At 44.9% G+C, this 23,337-nt stretch carries 17 protein-coding genes, 4 tRNA genes and 1 pseudogene; 14 read left to right on the top strand and 8 right to left on the bottom strand.

Annotated features, from left to right (window positions below; translation table 11 throughout):
* Positions 1-181: 181 nt before the first annotated feature.
* The 12 genes and pseudogenes from GYK50_RS10460 to rimI all read left to right on the top strand — a co-directional run bounded on the left by GYK50_RS10460 (position 182) and on the right by rimI (position 10,368).
* Positions 182-1,777 (top strand): peptide chain release factor 3, encoded by a 1,596-nt coding sequence (locus GYK50_RS10460; RefSeq protein ID WP_071003680.1) that lies wholly within the window; start codon positions 182-184, stop codon positions 1,775-1,777.
* A gap of 362 nt (positions 1,778-2,139) precedes the next feature.
* Positions 2,140-2,994: a DUF3298 and DUF4163 domain-containing protein gene (locus GYK50_RS10455; RefSeq protein WP_083328872.1), complete on the top strand. Its 855-nt coding sequence runs from the start codon at positions 2,140-2,142 to the stop codon at positions 2,992-2,994.
* Positions 2,995-3,110: 116 nt separating this feature from the next.
* Positions 3,111-4,304 carry an FHA domain-containing protein gene (locus tag GYK50_RS10450; protein ID WP_212563875.1) on the top strand — a complete coding sequence of 398 codons (1,194 nt, stop codon included), beginning with the start codon at positions 3,111-3,113 and terminating at the stop codon, positions 4,302-4,304.
* 237 nt (positions 4,305-4,541) lie between these two features.
* Positions 4,542-6,038, top strand: a pseudogene (gene trpE / locus GYK50_RS10445) (anthranilate synthase component I).
* 194 nt (positions 6,039-6,232) lie between these two features.
* Positions 6,233-6,308 (top strand) — tRNA-Thr (locus GYK50_RS10440).
* A 67-nt stretch (positions 6,309-6,375) separates the two neighbouring features.
* Positions 6,376-6,459 (top strand) — tRNA-Tyr (locus tag GYK50_RS10435).
* Positions 6,460-6,544: 85 nt separating this feature from the next.
* Positions 6,545-6,618 (top strand) — tRNA-Gly (locus GYK50_RS10430).
* 103 nt (positions 6,619-6,721) lie between these two features.
* Positions 6,722-6,796: transfer RNA gene (locus tag GYK50_RS10425), tRNA-Thr, on the top strand.
* 211 nt (positions 6,797-7,007) lie between these two features.
* The gene (locus tag GYK50_RS12920; RefSeq protein WP_071002261.1) at positions 7,008-7,325 is read left to right on the top strand and encodes a DUF6122 family protein; all 318 of its coding nucleotides are present in this window, start codon (positions 7,008-7,010) and stop codon (positions 7,323-7,325) included.
* 275 nt (positions 7,326-7,600) lie between these two features.
* The gene (tuf, locus tag GYK50_RS10420) at positions 7,601-8,791 is read left to right on the top strand and encodes an elongation factor Tu (protein WP_071002260.1); all 1,191 of its coding nucleotides are present in this window, start codon (positions 7,601-7,603) and stop codon (positions 8,789-8,791) included.
* 267 nt (positions 8,792-9,058) lie between these two features.
* Positions 9,059-9,586, top strand: a complete 528-nt coding sequence (locus GYK50_RS10415; RefSeq protein WP_212563874.1) for a peroxiredoxin — start codon at positions 9,059-9,061, stop codon at positions 9,584-9,586.
* Between the two features lie 290 nt (positions 9,587-9,876).
* On the top strand, positions 9,877-10,368 hold the full coding sequence (gene rimI, locus GYK50_RS10410) for a ribosomal protein S18-alanine N-acetyltransferase (RefSeq protein WP_212563873.1): 492 nt from the start codon (positions 9,877-9,879) through the stop codon (positions 10,366-10,368).
* 79 nt (positions 10,369-10,447) lie between these two features.
* On the opposite strand, the gene GYK50_RS10405 is transcribed toward rimI, so the two are convergent.
* Genes GYK50_RS10405 through trxB form a run of 3 tightly spaced genes read right to left on the bottom strand, consistent with a single transcriptional unit; the run spans position 10,448 to position 12,751 of the window.
* Positions 10,448-10,882, bottom strand: a complete 435-nt coding sequence (locus GYK50_RS10405; protein WP_058023725.1) for a MerR family transcriptional regulator — start codon at positions 10,880-10,882, stop codon at positions 10,448-10,450.
* 33 nt (positions 10,883-10,915) lie between these two features.
* Entirely contained in the window at positions 10,916-11,728 is an 813-nt protein-coding gene (aat, locus tag GYK50_RS10400; protein ID WP_212563872.1) for a leucyl/phenylalanyl-tRNA--protein transferase, read from the bottom strand.
* Positions 11,729-12,751, bottom strand: coding sequence for a thioredoxin-disulfide reductase (gene trxB, locus GYK50_RS10395; RefSeq protein ID WP_071002256.1), 1,023 nt, complete (start codon positions 12,749-12,751; stop codon positions 11,729-11,731). It lies immediately after the preceding gene.
* Positions 12,752-13,309: 558 nt separating this feature from the next.
* Here trxB and GYK50_RS10390 point away from each other — a divergent pair.
* Entirely contained in the window at positions 13,310-16,639 is a 3,330-nt protein-coding gene (locus GYK50_RS10390) for a DNA translocase FtsK (RefSeq protein ID WP_212563871.1), read from the top strand.
* 233 nt (positions 16,640-16,872) lie between these two features.
* Entirely contained in the window at positions 16,873-18,366 is a 1,494-nt protein-coding gene (locus tag GYK50_RS10385; protein WP_212563870.1) for an amidase, read from the top strand.
* A 49-nt stretch (positions 18,367-18,415) separates the two neighbouring features.
* On the opposite strand, the gene GYK50_RS10380 is transcribed toward GYK50_RS10385, so the two are convergent.
* The 5 genes from GYK50_RS10380 to dacB form a co-directional block, all read right to left on the bottom strand.
* Positions 18,416-19,309: a DODA-type extradiol aromatic ring-opening family dioxygenase gene (locus GYK50_RS10380; protein ID WP_212563869.1), complete on the bottom strand. Its 894-nt coding sequence runs from the start codon at positions 19,307-19,309 to the stop codon at positions 18,416-18,418.
* An 82-nt stretch (positions 19,310-19,391) separates the two neighbouring features.
* On the bottom strand, positions 19,392-19,880 hold the full coding sequence (gene rlmH / locus GYK50_RS10375) for a 23S rRNA (pseudouridine(1915)-N(3))-methyltransferase RlmH (RefSeq protein WP_212563868.1): 489 nt from the start codon (positions 19,878-19,880) through the stop codon (positions 19,392-19,394).
* A gap of 89 nt (positions 19,881-19,969) precedes the next feature.
* Entirely contained in the window at positions 19,970-20,518 is a 549-nt protein-coding gene (locus GYK50_RS10370) for a DUF421 domain-containing protein (RefSeq protein ID WP_212563867.1), read from the bottom strand.
* Between the two features lie 149 nt (positions 20,519-20,667).
* Positions 20,668-21,153: an ABZJ_00895 family protein gene (locus GYK50_RS10365; RefSeq protein WP_212563866.1), complete on the bottom strand. Its 486-nt coding sequence runs from the start codon at positions 21,151-21,153 to the stop codon at positions 20,668-20,670.
* Between the two features lie 152 nt (positions 21,154-21,305).
* Positions 21,306-23,294, bottom strand: coding sequence for a D-alanyl-D-alanine carboxypeptidase/D-alanyl-D-alanine endopeptidase (dacB, locus tag GYK50_RS10360; protein WP_212563865.1), 1,989 nt, complete (start codon positions 23,292-23,294; stop codon positions 21,306-21,308).
* Positions 23,295-23,337 lie beyond the last annotated feature (43 nt).

Below are 23,337 nucleotides of genomic sequence, written 5' to 3'. Positions count from 1 at the left end.
AATCAAGCAAGCCCTACGCTGACGGTTAAAAATTTTGTTAACACGCTTTGTCTGACTGATAGAGCGTGTTTTTTGTGCGTGAACTCTGCACTATAACGCGAAATCGGCTACAATACGCTCATTATTGATTTTATTTATTTAGATTGACTTCTAAATGACACAACTGTTGAAGCTGAAAACTATGAGCGTAGATCCAAAAAAACTCAACAAAGAAGTGGCCAAGCGCCGCACCTTTGCCATTATCTCGCATCCCGATGCTGGTAAAACCACCATGACTGAAAAGCTGTTGTTATGGGGACAAGCGATTCAGGTCGTAGGCGAAGTCAAAGGCCGTAAGACCGATCGTCATGCCACCTCAGATTGGATGAGTATGGAGCAAGAGCGCGGTATCTCAATCACCACCTCTGTCATGCAGTTCCCGTACAAAGACCACATGGTCAACCTACTAGACACCCCAGGTCACGCCGACTTTAGTGAAGATACCTATCGTACGTTGACTGCCGTGGATAGCGCACTGATGATGGTCGATGGCGCAAAAGGTGTCGAAGAACGAACCATCAAGCTGATGGAAGTTTGTCGCATGCGCGATACGCCAATCATCTCTTTCGTCAACAAGCTCGATCGCCAGATTCGTGAGCCGCTTGAGCTACTGAGTGAAATCGAAGCGGTACTAAAGATTAAATGCGTGCCCGTCACGTGGCCGATTGGTATGGGACAGGATTTTGTTGGAGTGTATCACCTTGCAGAAGACAAAACCTACTTATACGAGAAAGGCAATGGCGGTAAGATGACCGTCTCTGAGACACGCGAAGGCTATGATTATCCTGATATACGCGAGCGTCTAGGTCAGCTGATGTTTGATGCTTTTGAGGAGTCACTCGAGCTGGTACAGATGGCGTTAGAAGAGTTCGATGTAGAGGCGTTTTTGGCAGGTGAGATGACGCCAGTTTTATTTGGCACGGCATTGGGTAACTTTGGTGTCAACATGGTACTCGATACCTTGGTCAAATACGCGCCGCCACCAAAAGCCCATCCAACGACTGAGCGTAAAGTATCAGCAACCGAGACCGATTTCACAGGTTTTGTTTTTAAGATCCAGGCAAATATGGATCCACGTCACCGTGACCGCATCGCCTTCTTGCGCGTGTGCTCTGGCAAGTACGAGAAGGGCATGAAAATGAAGCACGTGCGTCTGGGTAAAGACGTTCGTATTGCCGATGCCTTGACCTTTTTGGCAGGCGACCGTGAGGCGCTAGAAGAAGCCTATCCGGGCGATATCATTGGTTTACACAACCACGGAACGATCTCTATCGGCGATAGCTTCACTGAAGGCGAGGAGCTGAGCTTTACCGGTATTCCTCATTTTGCTCCTGAATTGTTCCGCCGCGTGGTACTAAAAGATCCGCTTAAATCAAAAGCCCTGCAAAAAGGACTACAGCAATTAAGTGAAGAGGGTGCCACGCAGGTATTTATGCCGCAAATCAATAATGATTTGGTCTTGGGCGCGGTTGGGGTGCTACAGTTTGAAGTGGTCGCGCATCGTCTCAAAGAAGAATACAAAGTGCAATGTACCTTTGAGCCAGTATCGATTGCCACTGTACGCTGGATTCACTGCGATGATGACGTGGCTTTGGCAAAGTTCAAGAAAAAAGCCCATGACCAGTTATCAATCGATGGTGGTGGTTATCTGACTTATCTTGCGCCATCACGGGTCAACTTACAATTGATGCAAGATCGTTATCCAGAGATCACCTTTAGCAGCACGCGTGAGCATTAAGATTATTTGTATCAAATATACCTGCATCGCTTATTGTTCAATGATTAAGACACGCTAGCCGTGTCTTTTTTATTGTCCGTTATTTATGCGGCAAATGAGTCAAGAGAGGTTTTGAGTGATTATAGTTAAGTCTAAATAAAAACGATACAGGATAATAAATTCATTTGATTAAACGCTATTTTTCTTGCTTGCTGTGACTACGTCTCCAGAGGCTGCGCAAAATAGCGTTTAATCTTATTGTATCGATTTTATAGTGAACCGACTATAGCAACACTTCAAAAACACAAACAGTGTTCCTACAATACAGCGTCATTGTTACGGTAGAATGTATTACAACATTTTATATTTATAAAAGAGGATGCATGAAAGCTATGGTTCAATCTCATCTTAATAGGTTCACGCTGACGCATATTTCTTTAGGCAGAGTAGGGCGTACACGGCGAATTGGTCTCTTAGCAAGCGGTTTACTGATGGGTGCCGCTAGTCTGTCCGCAAATGCAGGTAGCCTTATCAGCTCAGCAGAGTATCTCGATTATCAGTTACCAGAAAAAATTCAAAAGATGTGTACTGAGCGTGATAATTGCCCAGAAATTGAGATTAAATACCTTAAGACAAATCATGGTTGGATAGATAAGACAGTCAATGCACGTATTGATAATTTGGTGGTGAATAGCAAGCCAACTGAGTCAGCACCTATTAAGACGAAAAGCAGCCAGGAAGACGTAACTGCTGCGATTAATGACTTTGCGACATCGCAGTTTCAAGATATGCCTGAAGAGGTTTCGTGGGCTTATAGCTTGATGGTGACGCCTGATTACTTGGGTCACGTCAATAACTTTGAGCTGTTCGAAATCAACTCCTACGTCTTTACTGGCGGTGCTCACGGTATGCCTTATAGTGAGTACTTGACGTTTGATCTGACCACCAAAAAACAAGTCACTCTTGATGACATGCTGATCAAAGGCAAAAAGCCTCGTTTTGAAGCACTCGCGCATGATGCGTATAAAGCATGGGTGAAGACCGTCGCTGATGATGTCAGTAGCTATGAGAAAAGCTGGCCGTTTATGTTGAGCGACAATGTGACCTTGACAGAAACAGGGATTAACATTCGTTATCAGCACTATTCTATCGGTCCATACGCCTACGGTATGCCGGTATTGAGCATTCCGTATAGCCAGCTTGATAAGGTCATCAAGCCTCACTTTATACCAAAATAGAGCAAGCACATGACCACTAATTATGCTCTCTATCATAGAGTGGTCAGTGAATAAAAATTGACAGTAATTTGCTTAAAATCGTTTGAAAATTAATAGAAAAAATAAGGAGTAACAAGATGACGGATAATATAGATAGTGTGAGCACGGCAGCACAAGCCAGCACATGGCAATTAAATGCATTAACAGAGGCGCTGGGCGATCTGACACTGACAGTCGAGGATAGCTTGTCTGTTGGTCGCGGCGGTGACAATGATGTGGTACTCGGCAGCAAGCAAGTATCTCGCAATCATGCCATTCTAAGCATACTTGATGGTCAGTTATACGTAAAAGACTTAGACTCTTCTAACGGTACCTTTATCAATGATCAACGTATCGCGGGCAACGAATCAAACCTTCTACAGGCTGAGGATACGCTTGGTTTTGCAAGCTTTAGTTTTCAGGTGCAAGCGCCTGTCGCTGCTACAGCAGATGGGACACTAGAGCCAGTCATAACGGACGATACAGTAAGTAGTGTCAGTGATGAGACTGCCCCAGCAGAAACTACTGAGAATTTGCATGATGAATATATCATCGAAGAGCATATCGTCAGCGAACCAATCGTAAAGCAAACGAATATTGAAGAGATTTTACCCGCTGCAGAGGATGCACAGAGTCCATCTGTCGATACTACTTCAGACACCGCAGTAGATTCAGCAAGTGCGCCTGTAGTTGACAGAGCGGAAGTGGCTGAACCAGCGCCTCAAGAGCCAGTAGTTAAAGAGACAGGTATTGAGGATGTCTTGTCGGCTGCACAAAGTGCTACGCCTGCATCGATTGAAACAGCACCAGAAGAGTCAGAGCCTGTATCTGAAACGCCTGTATCTGAGACGTCTGTATCTGAGACGCCTGAGTCAACTGTAACGGAGTCAGAAGCTGTGACGACTGCAGAGCCGTTGACCCCAACAGTATCTACTTATGATGAACCAACAGTATCGCAGCCAACAGTAAGTGAAGAACCTGTAGTAAATGAAAAACCAGTAGTAAGTGAAGAGCACGACAAAACGACAAAGACTGAATTACAAGAAGAAGCCGATCCTGAGGTTTTAAAAGCCAAGCAAGCAGCGACCTCGCAATTTTCGGGTACGGCAAATTTAGGGCAGGCTCATGATCTTGGCACCCAAGGCAACAACGCGATGGATCAAGAAATCAGTAATCCAGCTCATACAGGACAAGTAGAGAAAAAATCTAGTGGTGGTTGGTTTATATGGGTATTTGCTGCCATTTTGATTATTGGCTTGGCATTATGGCTATTTAACATGGGCGTTATGTAGTGACATCGATCCGTAGGTTGAATACAAGCGTTTATCCATAGCTATCCTGATTGATAAGCAGTCCGTTACCTCAGTTAGTTTATGAAGGTTGAGGCCTTAACTTAACTGCTGTATGAATCGTCATTCAGACAAACTGCTTTTTATAGCGCTAACATTCAAATACGGTGTTGGCGCTATATTTTATGGTTCAGTCCACTGTTTTATTTTTTGCCATTCTGCTGCTAAGAGAGCGTTACTATGATGACTTTCCAAGAATATCAAGCGTTTAAAGATCGGGGTTTTAGTCATGCACCCTTAGTCAAAAAACGTTTGATGGATGCACAGACGCCAGTGTCTGTGTTTTCCAAAGTACGTGATTTAAACGGCTCTGCATATTTGTTTGAGTCTGTGGTAGGCGGTGAGCGCTGGGCAAGATACTCGATGATCGGCTTGGGTAGTGATCTTATTTTACAGTACGCTGATGGCAATATGACTACCAAGCGGAACGATCATATCGATACAGCAGCAGTAGAGAATCCTTTTGATTATATCCGTCAGCTGATGGCGCAGTATCAGATGCCGACTGCTGAAGATGTGCCCACCATGCCAAGTTTTAGCGGCGGCCTAGTCGGTTACTTTGGTTACGACATGGTACGTATCATTGAGCCTAGTGTGGGCCTATCTGACGCACCCAATCCGATGTCGATGCCAGATATGTGACTGATGCTTTCCATGAGTGTCATTGTTTTTGATAATTTAGAAAATACCTTATCGATCATCGTCTATGCTGACTGTCAAACCAAGGAGGGCTACAGCTTAGCTATCCGTGAGTTGGAAAAAATCGAAGAGAAGTTGGCAGAACCGTCCAATTTGTCCGCGCCAGTGATGCCCACACCAAAATTTATCTCGCAAACCGGTATGGAAAAGTACTGCAGCGACGTTAAGAAAATAAAAGACTATATCGCAGCAGGCGACGTCATGCAGGTGGTTCCAGCACAGCGGTTGACGGCAAATTACACAGGCGACTCTCTAGCCGTCTATCGTGCATTACGCTATCTAAATCCATCGCCGTATCTGTTTTTGGTGCATGGCTATACGCTTGATGATCACAAACGCTTTGATATCATTGGCGCCTCTCCTGAAATCCTGTCCCGTATCGAAAACGGTAAAGTCACCGTACGGCCACTAGCAGGGACGCGCAAGCGTGGTCAGAATGAAGCGGAGGATCTGGCACTTGAACAAGAGCTGCTCAATGATGAAAAAGAGACTGCCGAACACTTAATGCTTATTGATTTGGGTCGCAATGATATCGGCCGTGTTTGTGAATATGGCAGTGTCAAAGTTACAGACAAGATGTTTATTGAGCGCTACTCACAAGTCATGCACATCGCGTCCAATGTGGAGGGTATGATAAGGTCTGATAAAGACACGCTAGATGTATTTTGTGCCACGTTTCCAGCGGGTACACTATCAGGCGCGCCCAAGATTCGCGCGATGCAAATCATTGATGAGATAGAGCCAGTACGTCGGACAGTATTTGGTGGTTCAGTGGGCTATCTAGGTTGGAATGGCAATATGGATACCGCCATTGCTATTCGTACAGCAGTGATGCGCCGCGGTGAAATCCATATCCAAGCAGGCGCAGGTGTTGTTGCTGATTCTGTGCCAGAAGCGGAGTGGGATGAAACCAATAAAAAAGCATTGGCATTGATCAAAGCGGTAAAAATGGCCTGTAATGGACTACGCATTCGCTAGTTATATAGCCAGCTGTGCAGCGCATATAATCACAATAGATCAGAAGAGCAATTATGTTGTTATTTTTCTATCAAAAAAATAACAACGTAATCAGTAGCTTGAATATTATTATTAAAATAATAAAAAAAAAGATAAAAAAGGGCTTGCGCATCTCAAAATATTTGATAGAATAGCCACCACTTTAGAGAGAACAAGCCGACTTAGCTCAGTTGGTAGAGCAACTGACTTGTAATCAGTAGGTCGCCAGTTCGATCCCGGCAGTCGGCACCATCTCTTTTAAAGTAGCTTTTTATGAATTTGTCTTAAATGAGAGTCATTTTTGTTCAAAGCACCCTTAGGTGGGATTGGGGAGCGGTCAAACCCAACAGACTGTAAATCTGTCGCGAAAGCTTCGAAGGTTCGAATCCTTCTCCCACCACCATATTTTTTTAAAAGTTTGTTATAGCGCCAAGCATGCTCTATATAGTTTCTAACTCTCAACTAGAGTTATTAAGATTAGAGTAAATGCGGGTGTGGTATAATGGTAACACCTTAGCCTTCCAAGCTAATGACGCGGGTTCGATTCCCGCCACCCGCTCCATATATACACCATCGCAAAGCCTATTAATTATTCATCACGACATCAGTTATTACTACTGTATCGTGATATTTTTTTTAGTGCAGCTCAAAGGTTTACACTATACGCTCATATAGCTCAGCGGTAGAGCACTCCCTTGGTAAGGGAGAGGTCTCGAGTTCAATTCTCGATATGAGCTCCATTTATTATGTAAATCCTCTATGCTTGTTTTGCTATTTATATATAGCTTTGCGTCGATATCGAAAATATAAAATATTGAAACATATAAAATTAGTACGACAGGTAACGATTTAAAGGTGACACTGAGGTGTTGCCTTTTAGTGCTGTCAGCATATTAATAAATATTGCTTTTGATGATTCGATATCAACAGAATTAAAACTGGTAAACGAGTATGCAAACGTTTATACATTACTTTTTGCATTTTGGTTTCCCTCTCGTTATCGCAGTTGTATTTTTTAAGAAAGAGTGGAAAAAAGCATATCTGATATTGCTTGCGACTATGTTAGTTGATTTGGATCACTTAGTAGCAGACCCGATCTTTCAGGCTAATAGATGTAGCATTAATTTTCATCCGCTACATACGTATTATGCGATGCTGGTATATGTTGCTTTGCTCTTTTTTCGTAAGCCTTTTAACATCATTGGGATTGGATTGCTTTTTCATATGTTAACGGATTTTACGGATTGTTTGATGATGTCATCTAGCTGATATAATAGCTTTGCACATCGAGCCGTTAAACGGTTATAAGCAGTAGCATATTTAAGACCTCTTTAGATAATAGAAAAATAGGTTTCGAGCAAGAGATGTATGACTATTGAGGATAAGCCGGCGTATAATAACGGATACAAAAATTAGTTCGAAGTGCTGTTTGATAAGAAGCAGTGGTTCGTGCGGTTGATAGCTAGGTTTATGATGAGTTAGTTTTATTATGAGCCATTAAACAGCTTTTTATTGATCATTCACCAAAAAAAGAGGAAATACCCATGGCAAAGGCCAAGTTTGAACGTAGCAAGCCACACGTCAACGTCGGTACCATCGGACACGTTGACCATGGTAAAACCACCCTTACCGCTGCAATCGCAACCGTAGCTGCAATCACCTCTGGTGGCGAAGCAAAAGACTACGCGTCTATTGACTCAGCACCAGAAGAAAAAGCACGTGGTATCACCATCAACACCTCACACGTAGAATATGACACAGACACACGTCACTACGCACACGTAGACTGCCCAGGTCACGCCGATTATGTTAAAAACATGATCACAGGTGCCGCTCAGATGGACGGCGCAATTTTAGTTGTATCAGCAACTGACGGCCCAATGCCACAGACTCGTGAGCACATCTTGCTATCACGTCAGGTTGGCGTACCATACATCATCGTATTCATGAACAAATGTGACATGGTAGATGACGAAGAACTACTAGAACTAGTAGAAATGGAAGTTCGTGAACTATTGAACGACTATGACTTCCCAGGTGATGACACCCCAATCATCCACGGTTCTGCTACTGAAGCCCTAAAAGGCTCACAAGAAAAATACGGCCAACCAGCCGTTGTAGAACTACTAAACGTACTAGACACCTACATCCCAGAGCCAGAGCGTGACGTTGACAAAGCATTCCTAATGCCAATCGAAGACGTATTCTCAATCTCAGGTCGTGGTACCGTAGTAACTGGCCGTGTTGAATCTGGTATCGTAAAAGTTGGTGACGAAATCGAAATCGTTGGTATCCGTGACACTCAAAAAACCACCTGTACTGGTGTAGAGATGTTCCGTAAAATGCTTGACGAAGGTCGTGCTGGCGAAAACTGTGGCGTACTACTACGTGGTACTAAGCGTGAAGACGTACAACGTGGCCAAGTACTAGCGAAGCCAGGTTCAATCACGCCTCACACCAAATTTGACGCCGAAGTATACGTACTGTCAAAAGAAGAGGGTGGACGTCACACACCATTCCTAAACGGCTATCGTCCACAGTTCTACTTCCGTACCACTGACGTAACTGGCGCAATCCAATTACAAGACGGTACTGAAATGGTCATGCCTGGTGATAACGTTGAGATGGGCGTAGAGCTTATCCACCCAATCGCTATGGACAAAGGTCTACGCTTCGCAATTCGTGAAGGTGGCCGTACTGTAGGCGCTGGTGTTGTTGCTAACGTATTGAACTAAGACTTAAGTCTCAGTAATGAGATTATGAATTAGTCATAAAAAAGCCATCCTATCTAGGGTGGCTTTTTTTATGGGGTGTGAATGAGGAGAAGGGGTTAAATACTAGGGTTTTTCTCTCATTTGAAAAAATAAATCCCAAAGCTATAAATTACAAGGGCTGCTTCATATATAGTAGATTAAAGATTTGCTTATAGATAGCTATAACCCTTATTATATAATGGCAGGATTTTAAAAATAAAAACACAATAACTTAAATCGGAGTAAATAATGATTACCCATGTACCTGATGTGACTTTTAAAACTCGTGTTCGTGATGAATCTATCGGCGGAGACAACCCATTTAAATGGTATGACTTAACCACAGATGAGTTATTTGCCAATAAAAAAGTGGTGGCTTTCTCTCTACCAGGTGCCTTTACGCCAACGTGTTCGATCAGCCATCTACCTCGTTATGAAGCGCTTTACGATGAATTTAAAGCATTAGGCGTAGACGAAATCGTTTGCATTTCTGTCAATGATGCCTTTGTCATGTACCAATGGGGCCTGAAGCAAAACCGTGAAAACGTTTTCTTGCTTCCTGACGGCAATGGTGAGTTCACTCGTAAAATGGGCATGCTGGTTGATAAGAGCAATTTTGGCTTTGGTATGCGTTCATGGCGATATTCGATGTATGTCGATAATAAAGAAATCAAAAAAGTGTTTAAAGAAGCGGGTTTTGATGACAACTGTCCAACAGATCCATTTGAAGTATCAGATGCAGATACCATGTTAGAATATCTGAAAAGTAATGCTTAATCACAATTCTTAAGTGTGTTGACGTTTGACTGGTATCATCAGGCGTCGATAAATACTTGAATGCTGAAGCTCAAATACTGTTGAACTGCTTAATCCTTAAGTATAAGGGCTAAGCAGTTTTTTTATGTTTTCTACAAAAATTTTGGCAATATTAAAAGAAATACCTAAGATAGTGTTAAATATGAGGCGCGAAAGCGGGTATTTATGACATAAATAATGTCATTTCTGAGTAATTATAAAAATGACGATGAGATAGCGTTTATTGCATAAGAAAAATAAAGGGAGAAGCGGTGTTTATTATAAAGAAATTAGCAATCGATACATCAGAGCGGCAACAAGCGCTTCAAGCCGTTGCAAATATCGAAGCGCTCGTACAGCCGCACGACGCATGGACTGAGCAGACGTTGGCTGAGATGCTCGTGCAAGATAGTATGCATATGCTCATAGTTTATAAACAAGAAGATAAAGCCGATAATAATAAAGTCATTGGCTACTGCCTCTATCAAGTGATTTTTGAGCAAGCAGAGATTTTGCGTATTGGCACGCATCCTGATTATCAACGACAAGGCATTGCTTCACAAACTATTGATAAGTTGCATGAAGTATTGCAGAGTAATCAGGTGGAAAATTTGTTGTTAGAAGTACGAGCAGACAATCATGCTGCGATAGCGTTATATGAAAAGCAAGCATTTGCAGTCATTCATAGACGCAAAGGCTATTATAAGTCACCGAATCAGTCCGCAGTTGATGCGTTAATCATGCAACATGTCTATGGTGAGTGAAGAGAGTAAATTCTCATTAGGAGTTATAAGCGTGGTTTCTTTAAAGATAAATTATTTATCTCAACCAACGTTATCGTGTTTAACTTGATGGTATTTTCTTTTTACAGATATTAGTGTCTAATTGATAATTGCTGTCTGCTTTCATCCGTGCAAGAACATCTATACGCTCGCTCAATAACTCTACCATCACGCTTATATTGGCTTGCTGTTTCCTGACTTGTTCTAGCTTTTGCTGAGTCAGCATGAGCTGCAAATCAATATCCAATTGGCCATCATAGTAATCGTTTAAGCTGTTTTTGATTTCAGTAAGGGTGAAACCAATGGCTTGCGCGCTTTTGATTAGCTCAATACGCTCGACGCACTCGGGATGAAACTCAGTATATAAACGTGAGCCTGCTTGACGCTTACGCGACCTTAATAGGCCCAACTGTTCATAGTGACGCACGGTGTCTTTGGTTGTATTGGCTTTTGCTGCCAGCTCTCCGATTAGCAGAAATGAGGTATCAAGCGCCATAAAACTCTCTTAACTCTTTAGCTTTTGTAGATTTCATGATTGATGCTGCCAAGGATTTGCTGTATCGAGAAGGGATACGGCCAATGGTTTATGAAAATTATTGTGCCAATTGATGGAGCGACTGCTTATTAAGCGGTCTAATTGAGCAAGAAAGTCAGGACGCGGTAGAGTAGTGGCACCCAAGCTCATGAGATGATCATTAGGTAACTGGCAGTCGACAAGTGCAACATGACTTTGCTCACATAAGCGCATCAACCCCCAAAACGCGAGTTTTGACGCATTAGAGGCACGATGAAACATGGATTCACCAAAATAGATGCCGTTGATCTTTAGCCCATATAATCCACCAATGAGCTGACCTGTCTCGTCCCACACCTCAATGCTATGGGCAAATCCTTGCGCATGCAGTTTGGTATAAGCCTCAATCATCTCTTCATGAATCCAAGTGTGTTCGCGTTCGGGCAGGTCATTATTAAGACCATCGCTACGCGGCAGACTACAGGCATGTATGACGTCATCAAAAGCTTGATTGAGTGTTAGTTGCCAACGCGTGCGACTTGCTTGCTTGCGCAGTGACTTACTCGGTTGATAATCAGATGGGACGATCACACAACGCGGCTCAGGACACCACCAAGCGATAGGCTCATCTTCATTGAACCATGGAAACAGTCCTTGTGCATAAGCAGATATTAATGTATCGGGTGCAAGATCGCCACCCATCGCGACAATACCAATGCCCTCAGGATCGATAGAAATAGGATCAGGAAAGTCATAACGCCCAAGACTTTGTAAAGTCTCAGGCGTGATGTATTGATCATGATCGCCGTGCTGCGCAAAGTTATTCATTTAGTCTTCTTGATCAGCAGTCAGCGTTGACGCATAGGTATGGTCTTTCGCCGTTGTCTCACCGATAGCATCCAAATATTTCTCAGCATCCAGCGCTGCCATACAGCCAGTACCAGCAGAGGTAATGGCTTGACGATAGACATGATCAGCCACGTCACCTGCGGCAAACACCCCTTCGATACTGGTCTGCGTGGCATTACCATTCAAGCCACTATTGACGACCAGATAGCCATCTTTCATATCCAATTGACCTTTGAATAGGTCGGTATTAGGCTTATGACCGATGGCGACAAACATACCCATTGCATCCAGTTGTTTGGTGCTGCCATCAATCATTGATTCGATAACGACACCATTGACGCCCATGTCATCACCGACAACTTCTTTGACTTGATGGTTCCACTCAATTTTGACATTACCGTTTTTGGCTTTTTCAAACAGCTTGTCTTGTAGGATTTTTTCAGAGCGCAGGCTATCACGGCGATGCACTAAAGTGACTTCAGAAGCAATGTTAGAGAGGTATAAGGCTTCTTCAACGGCTGTATTACCACCGCCAATCACAGCAACTTTTTGATCTTTATAAAAGAAACCGTCACAAGTGGCACAAGCGGATACGCCAAGCCCTTTAAATTTGGTTTCTGATTCTAGACCTAGGTACTGAGCAGAGGCACCTGTTGAGATAATCAGGGCATCACAAGTATAGGTGCCGTTGTTACCTGACAGCTCAAAAGGTCGTACATTCAAGTTAACATCATTGATATGATCATAAACCAATTCTGTACCGAAACGCTCAGCATGTGCCTTCATACGCTCCATTAATGCAGGACCGGTCAAATCATGCGCATCGCCTGGCCAGTTATCGACTTCGGTGGTGGTGGTTAATTGGCCACCCACTTCAATACCCGTTACCATAACAGGTTTAAGGTTGGCGCGTGCCGCATAGACCGCAGCCGAATAACCGGCAGGACCTGAGCCTAAAATGATGAGCTTTTCGTGACGTGAAGCAGTAGTGTCAGTTGCCATAAGTGGTTCCTTTCTAAATATACGAACTAAATATACGAATGAAAAATATGAGTTATAAATCTAATAAAAAACGTCAAGCGTTGCTACTAATATGGTTTTTCTAATTGCTATGTGATAATAACATAAGGGTAGATAGCAAAAAGTGCAAGTTTGCTAAAACAAACACAGCTATCATTAGAATCAAAGCATGATAACCTTGAAATACTCGTGCTAGAAACAGCTGGTATTTTATAGCGTTTGTGCCACAGTATTGGCAGTATTCTGTTAGTAACTTTTGGATTATTCGCAGATTTTTTGCGCAAATCGTACATTGATTTACTTTCTTGCACGCTTTCTTTATAAGAGTGTCGCCACTGTACCTATGTATTTGTTATTATAAGAAGTTATGCCAAGTGTGATAGAGCTTAAGCGATGACTGCTATGCTCAGGCCTTTTGAGAGTTGAATCTCAACCAAACACTTTGCTAGGTACCTTTATATGTCAGCACTTTATGTCAGCATGATTAGACTTAGTCATGCACTGGCGACCATTTAGTATTAACAACAAGGCAGATTTTACGTGATATCAGCACCGCTTATTGAGTATTTAAAAAAGGGAATATTTACCCTCCTTGGGCTAATACTGGCTGTTTATTTGTTTGTTATTTTAATGACTTACACAGGCAATGATCCTAGCTGGTCGCATATCAGTAGTGATATGACGACTATTAACAATATGGGTGGCCAGACGGGCGCTTGGTTGTCCGACTTGCTCTATAGCTTTTTTGGCTATGGTGCATGGTGGTTTTTAGCGTTTGTGGTTTATGAGTCTATCCTTATTTGGTGGGACAATAAGCCGACGTTTTGGCTCATGCGACTGGTCGCTTATGTGTTTTTGCTGTTGAGCGCCAGTGCATTATTTGCACAACTGGTTGCCTTAATTCAGCAAGTAGCCAATCCTGCATCAACGGGACTTGAAGGCGTGGCTGGTGGTATCATCGGTCTTGAGTTGCAGCAACGTTTGGCACAGTTGCTATCGCAGTGGGGCAGTGTGGTTTTCTTGGCGGTGTTCGTTGTGATTACCGCGACCTTTGCCTTTAACATCCATTGGCTCTCTATATATCAGAAGATTACAGCACTATCTTGGCTTGGCTCAGGGTTAAAAAATAAAGAAGATGCTGCCGAGTTGGATGAGCAAAGTGAGGTGTCGCAAGACCGTGACAGTATCAAAGAGGGAAATCCCAATCAAACAGCCGAGTATGAGCAGCTGCCACTTGAGTTGCAATCAGCTGACGATGCGAATAGTGTTCACGCAGTAGATAATAGTGGCAGATTCAGCAATGTATTATCAGATTTTTTGTCGACGTCCGGATTGGCTGATAGTGTGAAAGCATCTATGGCGACAGCAAAAGCAGCAGCAACGTCTAGCGATGAGAAAAGTGAGTCACCATACGCGGTCGCAGCGACCGCTAATGCTACGGTTGGCAGTACAGTCAGTGATACCAACACATCAACGATACCAAACCCTATCGCAGCGCCTGTTCGCAAAGTCGAGCCAAGCTTTGCATGGAATGATGCAAATACGGTTGATAATTTGCTCGCGCGTGAACAGATGGCTTATAGCACTAACAGCATAGATAATTCTACTGTGCCTAACTATGCACAGAGTGAAGTCGTCACTGACGTGTCACTAGAAGAAGCAGTACAAACCTCTGTGGCAGCACCGATGGTAGAAACCGAAACTCAATCAGATTTATCTAATCAAGAGCTAGCTACTCAATCCTCAATGGATGAATCAACGAATGCTCAAGCTGTCAATCAGGCTATTACTGAGCCGGAAGACTCTCACCCAGATGATATAACGGAGAATGTCGATAAGTTGGCAGAAGCATGGTTGGCGGAGCATGGCAATATATCAGAACCTGTTGCAAAATCGTCGGTTGCTACTGCTGAGGAAACTAATGTCACTAATCAAATTCCGCAAGAAGAGCTATCAAGGCCTACGTCAGACGCCACTAATAGCATTCTAAGTGACGACTCTTATGGGCTCTCTGCTGCACAGTCCGAACTATTACAACGTAATGAGTCATCGCCTGTACCTGAGGTCACAGTGGCTCAGCCATCAGTAGAGGTGGCCGCATCAGTATCAGAAATTTCGGATATGACACCGACCAATACGCCGCCTGCCAATCCAAAAGCGGCGCCAACTGTGGAAGCGGTCAGTTCGGCCTCAAATACGCAGCCTGTAGCCCCAGCTAAACCTTCTGTCAGCTTTGCGGTACCAGAAGGTGATAGTAGCAACCATATCACTGACATGATGCCGGAGGAGGATAGTACTGACGATAGTGCACCCGTTATGCCGCATATCAGTGACGATGCGGCGTTCAGTCAAAAATCACGCTCGATGCAGACGGCTGCCTATCGCAGTAGCCTAACCCCTATTCCAGAAGTGTCTATATTGGACAAGCCTGATCCTGACCGTAAGCCTAGCTATACCGTTGCTGAGCTTGAACAATTATCTGAGCTGCTTGAGATCAAACTACAAGAGTTCAATGTAAAAGCCTCTGTAGTTAATGCCATACCAGGGCCTGTGGTGACTCGTTTTGAAGTGGAGCTGGCGGCTGGTGTCAAAGCCAGCAAAGTTACTGGTATTTCACGTGACTTGGCGCGCTCACTATCGATGGCCTCTTTGCGTGTGGTCGAGGTCATCCCTGGTAAGCCGTATATTGGTATCGAAGTGCCCAATAAAAAACGTGAAATGGTGCGCTTAATCGAGCTACTTAGTACCGAGATGTTCAAAGACCCTAAAGCACAAATCAGCATGGCGATGGGTAAAGACATTGGCGGTAACCCCATTATTACTGATCTGGCGCGTGCCCCGCATATGCTGGTCGCTGGTACCACAGGCTCTGGTAAATCGGTATTGGTCAACTCAATGCTATTATCGATGTTACTCAAGTACACACCCAATCAATTGCGACTCATCTTGATTGATCCAAAGCAGCTGGAGCTTGCCAACTATAATGACATTCCGCATCTGCTTACCCCAGTTGTTACTGACATGACCGAGGCCGCTAGCAGCTTGTCATGGTGTGTGGCCGAAATGGAGCGTCGCTATCAGCTAATGAGCTTACTCAAGGTTCGTAAGCTCAACGAGTTTAATAAAAAAGTCATCGCGGCAGAGAAATCAGGCAATCCAATGCTCGATCCGTTATGGCGACCAAATGATAGCGTGAGTATTAGCCAAGCGCCAAAGCTCAAAACGCTGCCCATGATTGTCATCGTCGCGGATGAGTTTGCCGATATGATTATGCAGGTGGGCAAGCAAGCCGAAGAGTTAATCACGCGCTTGGCACAAAAATCACGTGCGGCTGGTATTCACTTAATGCTAGCTACTCAGCGCCCATCAGTCGATGTCATTACGGGTTTGATTAAAGCCAATATCCCAGTACGGGCAGCACTACGTGTCAACTCAAAAGTCGATTCGCGTACGATTCTGGATAGTGGCGGTGCTGAGGACATGCTCGGTAACGGTGATATGTTGTTCTTGGGGCCAGGTCAGATTGAACCAGATCGTGTGCACGGTGCTTATGTCAGTGATGAAGAGGTCAACCGTGTCTGTGACGCATGGCGTGAGCGCGGTGCGCCCGATTATATTGACAACATGGCAGGAAATTTTGAGCTATCTAGTCCGGGCGGTGGTAGCACGGCTAATGCCTCTGGTGAAGATGATGATCTATATAATGACGCCGTCGCCTTTATTATGGAAACGCGTAAGGTCTCAGCTTCTAGTATCCAGCGTAAGTTCAGTATCGGATATAACCGTGCAGCGCGCATTGTCGACTCAATGGAAGACGCTGGACTGGTCAGCTCGATGGGCAAAAGTGGTAAGCGCGAACTGTTAATGTAGTGCTTAGTATTGAATGAATAATGAAAAAACGAGTCATGAAAATGGCTCGTTTTTTTTGTGAAAGAGATTCAAGATTAATTCACTCATAAGCGAATAAGCTACCAAAACTTTCAAATGACCAGTGAGTTTGTTTATCAACCATAAGTCGTGGTTTTTTATAATAAACTGACAGTTACTGATGAAATAGATATTTAAAAATTCTTACTACAATTACTCTCCAAGGAAGGTTGGTTATGTTTAAAGAATATACCCAGTACGATGCACTCGCCTTAGCGGCACTGGTTAACTCAGGTGAGGTCAGTGCAAAGGAGCTATTAGACGCCGCCGTTTATCAGGCCAATAAACTCAATCCCAAGCTAAATGCCATTATTCACCGCTTCGATGAGCGCGCTTACAACGCGGCGCAGGCAGGACTGCCTTCTGGCGTATTTACTGGCGTGCCGTATTTGCTAAAAGATTTATCATTTAGCTTCGCAGATGAACCCATTACAATGGGCAGCCGCAGCGTCAATATCCTCTCAGAAAAAGACAGCGAAATCGTCAAACGCATGAAAGCGACAGGCGTCAATACCTTTGGCAAAACCAATACGCCAGAGTTTGGCTTGATTATCACCACTGAGCCAAAAGCCCATGGCGCCACTCACAACCCGTTTAAAAAAGGCTATAGCTCTGGTGGCTCGTCAGGTGGTAGTGCCGCGGCAGTGGCGAGCGGTATCGTACCGATGGCAGGCGGCGGTGATGGTGGCGGTTCGATACGGTTTCCATCTGCCTGGTGCGGTGCGTTTGGCTTAAAACCAAGCCGTGGCCGCAATCCACTTGGCCCTAATCTTGGTGAAGGTTGGGATGGGGCAGTGGCCGATCATGTGATTACGCGCTCGGTACGTGATAGTGCCGCGATGCTCGATGCCACCAGTGGTGCAGAGATTGGCGCGCCTTATGTCATTGCGCCGCCAGACGGCACGTTTTTGCAGGCGGCGATGCGCGCGCCAAGGCCATTGAAAATCGCTTTGCAGCAGCAGCCATTGATTGCCAATACCGTAGTGGACAAAGAAGTATTTGCTGTACTGGAGCAAACCGCTAAGCAGCTAGAATCGATGGGGCATCAAGTGATACCCGCTGAGCCAAATATCAATATCGAGCAGTTTTGGCATGACTTTATCGTCGTGGTCTGCGCGCATACCGCCTTTACGATTGATAATATCGAGCGTGAGTTTGGGCCCGCCCATATCAAAAACCTAGAGCCGCAAACCTACAATATGGCGCTACTCGGACGTTCGCTATCAGCAGTGGATTTAGTTCATGCCAAGCATGGCTGGCATCACAGTCAGTATCAAACGGGGCTGTTATTAGAAACCTACGATATGATTTTGTCCCCGACGGTACCGACGCCTGCGGTCAAACACGGCGTGCTACCACCCAGCCGCATGGATGAGATGATGATGCGTAGCGCTGGGGTGCTCAATAAAGGGTTTGACATGGGTAAATATGCCTTTAAGTCAGGCATGATCGAAAAGCTAAGCGCGCCTGTGCTAGGAAAAATGGGCTTCACATTGTTGGGCAATGTCACAGGATTGCCAGCAATGTCAGTGCCAGTCGGCATGAGTAAAAAAGGCTTACCAATTGGCATGCAGCTGATTGGGCGTATGAATGATGAGGCGACGCTATTTAGTCTGGCAGGTGAGATGGAGCGTGCGGGTTTATTTACCAAACCTGCCTTTGAGAAGTAGGTTTGGTTTGTGTGCTTTAATTAGATAAGTAGGAAATAGTAAATAGAAGCTAATCAAAGCGGTAAATATCCATACCCAAACTATGATGGGCCATGCTCTGATGAACAACCGAGACGCGCTGACCGGCACCTAACGCAAAAAACAATGGCAGCAAATGCTCGTCACTTGGATGAATGTCTTTGTACTCTGGATATTGCTGCCAGTCGAGGGCAGTGGGTATGTCTATCTTGAGCTGCTGGAGCAACCACTGTTTAAAGGATTTGGCAGCTTGGTCAATGCTATCGGCATCCCAGCGCAGTGCTTGTAAGTTGTGTGTGATATTACCTGAGCCAATAACAAGAATTTTCTCATCACGCAGATGCGCGAGCTGCGCGCCCAATTGATAGCAAGCAACGCTATCGTAATGCTGCGGCAGTGACACTTGAACGATAGGCACATCTGCCTCTGGGTACAGGTGTCTGAGCGGTGCCCAAACGCCATGATCACAGGCACGTACAGGATTGACGCTACATGTGATACCGCGTGCGGTGAGCTGCTGAGCAAGTGTCTCAGCCAGCGCTGGTTGACCTGATGCAGGATACTGAAGATCGTAAAGCTCAGGCGCAAAACCCGAAAAATCATGCCACGTTTTTGGCTGCGGGTTACTGCTAATCTCGAGCTTTGCTGATTGCCAATGCGCCGACATAATGACGATGGCACGTGGATTAGGTAAGTTTTGCCCGATACGTGCCAATGCACTGGTCGTGGCAGATTGCTCAATCGCAAGCGTGGGTGCCCCGTGCGAGATAAACAACGCAGGTAGTTTGGATGCATTAGGCATTATAGCAGACGCACTTTCCCATGCCGCAGCAGAGGTAATAGGTGTCTGTACAGTGTCGTGATGATGATCACGCTGATGCGTAGTTTGAGAGGCTTTGGATGTCGCGCGTTTTGGATATGTCATGTTCCATTTATTAGGGCATGCGCCAGTTTTTCAATCTATTTTGGGATTGACGTTTTAAATCAAAAAAAAGCTTGGGGTTTGGTTAATTACCGCGATGATAAGGGTGGTTATTGTTGATACTCATCGCGCGGTATAGCTGCTCCATTAGTACCACGCGTACCAGCGGATGCGGCAATGTCAGTGCTGATAATGATAACTTTGCGTCGGCTTTTGCTAACACTGCTGGTGATACGCCATCTGCACCGCCGATGACCAACGCAATATCATCACCTTGCTGCATGCCATCAGCGAGTTTATCAGCCAATCCTTCCGTTGAAATCATCTTACCTTTGACGTCTAGTACCCATAATTGCTCACGGCTCGCGGCGTTGTGAGCGGCCAATATCGCTTGACCTTCTTGCTCACGGTACTGTGCTAGATTGGCATCTGATGGGTTTTTTGCCCGTTTTGCAGCGGCAATCTCTATAATCTCTGTGCTCAGCATGGGCTGAATACGCTTAAAATACTCATCAAAACCTGTTTGCACCCAGCTAGGCATCTTATTGCCAACGGTCAAAATTCTTACCTTCATAGTAGGTACCATTTTTTAAATTGAAAAATTTTTACATTCGAGCACTGAATCTGAGTATTGATAGCCATCAGTGCTCAAGTATCTAATCACTACATCAAAGGGGTAATGGTCTCTGACACGCTGTGATCTACATCCTGCTCATCATCACTCGTATCGGCTTGGCGTTGTTTTGGAATCACGCTGAGTTTGGCATCAGACTCGAAGACAATAGCTTCGATATCATCAAAATTATTGACCCCTTCAGCGCGCATCGCACATTCGATTTCTTGACGAGTCAGGCGCTCGGCACGCATCGCTTCTGGCAAAAACTGCCCTTGATAAAAAACAATACGTGGATCAGACAGAATAACACTGCTAAATTGTGGTGAGATAGAGGCGTATTTGGTTATCAAAAACTGTAAGAGATAGAGTACCAATATCGACGAAGCCCCTTCGATGAAAGGGATGTTTTTGAGCAAAATGGTACTAGCACCCAATGAGCCAATCATGACGGTCACGATCCAGTCAAAGTTATTGAGCTGTGACGTCGAGCGTTTACCAGAGGCTTTGGTCACCAACACAATCAACACGTAGACCATAACAGTCGTTAAAACAATGCGACCGAGCTTATCTATGTTGTCAAAAAAAACCGTTTCCATGATGTTTGCTCCTATTATAAAGTAAAACAAATAACCGCTAAAATTTGACTGCTCAAAGTTAGCCTAACGGATTTTACCTATGAGTAGGAGAAAACTTTGTATTACCTTGTAGGTGGTCGGTTATGCTCGTTGTAGATAGTTGGCTGTGTTCATACTGTTTTGGGAGCAGGGTTCAAGAAATGGTTGATGGCCCATAGGCTGATACGCGTACTGACCAAGGTGAATACCAGCATCAGCACCAATGAAGAAAGCAAGGGCAAAGGCCGCGCCATAGCCATCTCGAGTAATACCTCACGGCTAACCCCATCAAACAACCAAAACCATATGGCTAAAAAATAAAGGACCGTCAATAACCAAACCACCGCTACACCGCCAAACATGAGCCGGTTGATTTCATGTTTAGCCAAAGCGCGCTGCTGATGCTTGATGAATTTGCTGACCGCAATATAAGCACCGACGATGATAGAGACGACCATGACCAGTTGCGAATTAAGCGCAATCTTGGTCTGAATCATCATAAATATGGCGCTGGCAAGGATGTAACCAATGGCGAAAAACCCAATATATTGCGCCAGTTTAAGCTGACTTGACGCAAGCGTGCGAGGCTTACTGAGATTGGTTGTCTGACGTGACATAAGCTTGCCTTTATAAAGGTAAAAATAAAAGTTTTAAAAATGTATTCATAAACATAGCAGTCATAATTGCTGTGCAAATAATCATGCCACTTGCGTCAAAATATCTGCTGCTGCTTTACTACTGCTTACTAAGCATCGCTTTAGCAAAACCATTAGCGCTGAGCGGTCCAGTCAAGTACTGCATCTAATACAGGTCTTGCCGTATAAGGGTTGAGCGCTTGATCTGTATTAATCATACCCACAACGACATAGTCTTGACCTGATAATCCTTTGACATAGCCTGCCATTGAGGTGACGTTATTTAATGTGCCCGTTTTTATCCACGCTCGGCCAATCGCTGCTGAGTCAGGTAGTCGCTCACTATGAGCGGCAATGGTGCCACTGACTCCAGCGATACCTAACGAGTCTACATACGCATCAAAGTTTGGATGATTATAAGCGTAAGTCAACAGCTCGCTCAGATTGGCAGCGGTGATGGTGCAGTCGCGGCAGAGTCCCGAGCCATTGGTCAAATAAGGTGGCGGTGTGCTTAGGTTGGTTTGCCACCATTGGCTGATGTGTGTTAGCGCTGCAGGATAGTCAGTATGTATCGGCTGATACTGGTACAAGCTGGCGGCCTTTTGCGTGCTGTTTTTAGCAGGCATATTGGCGCGCTCAGTTGTGTCATAAGCGCCGATGGATAAGGCAACTTGCTCTGTCATGACATTGTTTGAAAAATGATTGATGTCATAAATTTGCTGCGTTAAGTCCAATGAAGGATAGCTGACCATAGGCAAAGGCGACATGGTAATAGCCGTGAGACCATGTACTAATTTTGAAGTATTTTTGGCATCGTAAGGGGTTTCTTGTGAGATCACTTGTCCGCTCAGTGTATTGCCAAGCGCTTGCCATTCAGCAGCAATGACGTGTGCGGCAAACGTTTTGGCATCAGGATACGCCACATAAAACACATGCTCACCGCAGCTTTTTGGCAGGCTGGCATTGAGTGCTAGCCGCTCCGCTTGCCACTGCGGCGATAGGCTGTAGCTTACCTGTCCGCAAGCCGCGTCGCGTGTGCGGATCTTATTAGGGAGTTGATAGTTAGCCAGTCGCGGCTTATAAGTCAAGCTTGCGTGGTCGTTGTCCAAAGGGTAGGTTTTGATACCGACGGTGCTAAAGTTCACCAAAAACCCATCTGGACTGGCGTTGTAAGGACGCAGTGGCGCATTGTCAAAGGCGGCAGGATCTTTGCTCACCGACTCAAAAATGCTGCTATCAACGATGATATCGCCATTGATATGGCGAATACCCGCCGCTTGCACTTGATAAAGGAGCTGCTTTAATCGCTCATGAGTCATCTTAGGGTCGCCGCTGCCTTGAATGATCAAGTCGCCCATCAAGGTATCACCGACTTGTATACCCGTATGATAAACCCGCGTGTGCCATACAAAACCTGCTCCCAATGTGTCAAGCGCGATAAAAGTGGGTACCAACTTCATGGTGCTGGCAGGCGTACGCGGTACATCAGGCTGATGATTCAATAGTGGTGAAAAGGAGATTTTTACCGAGGCATTATCCGTGCTCACTGCGCTATTGTCATCATTAGTAAGGGAGGGGTTCTCATCAGGTACAACCGTCGGTATGCTCTCTACACTCTGATACGTATAAGGATCATCAGTATACGTATGTATTTTTCGCTCATGCTGTTCAATCGTACGCTGTTCAATAGTGATTAGCGCGCTTTGTGAGTCAGTATGAGTGGTGATGTTGGTCGCTAGATTATCTGTCTTTGTCACGTTTTGGCTGCTATTGTTTTCATTAGCAGTCACAGCGTTATAGTTAGAGAGTCGCGTCGATTGGCGATCCGTATCACGGCTATCAATCACTTGCACAGACGCGGGCAGTCGACTGGCATTTTTGTCACCCACAGGCGTTACGATAAGACTGATATCAGATGCTGTCAGATTGGCACGTGACAATGCTGCTTCAATGGGGGCTGGTAGAGCCGCCTGTGCATAAGCAGGCGCTATGATCATCGCAGCGAATAGCGTGAGGGTAGGCAGACGTTTATTAGATAAGTGAGAGGGTAATACACGGCTACAGATTGCGGCAGTTTTGGCAGTAATGGGCGACTGATGGTCGCGCTTTGAACGGTATCGCATGAGCATCTTTCATCAGGTGGCAAAAACTGCTTATGGTAACATG

This window comes from Psychrobacter pacificensis, assembly GCF_018336615.1.
In the GTDB taxonomy this organism is placed as follows: Bacteria; Pseudomonadota; Gammaproteobacteria; order Pseudomonadales; family Moraxellaceae; genus Psychrobacter; species Psychrobacter pacificensis.
This window is presented reverse-complemented; position numbering and strand designations above follow the sequence as displayed.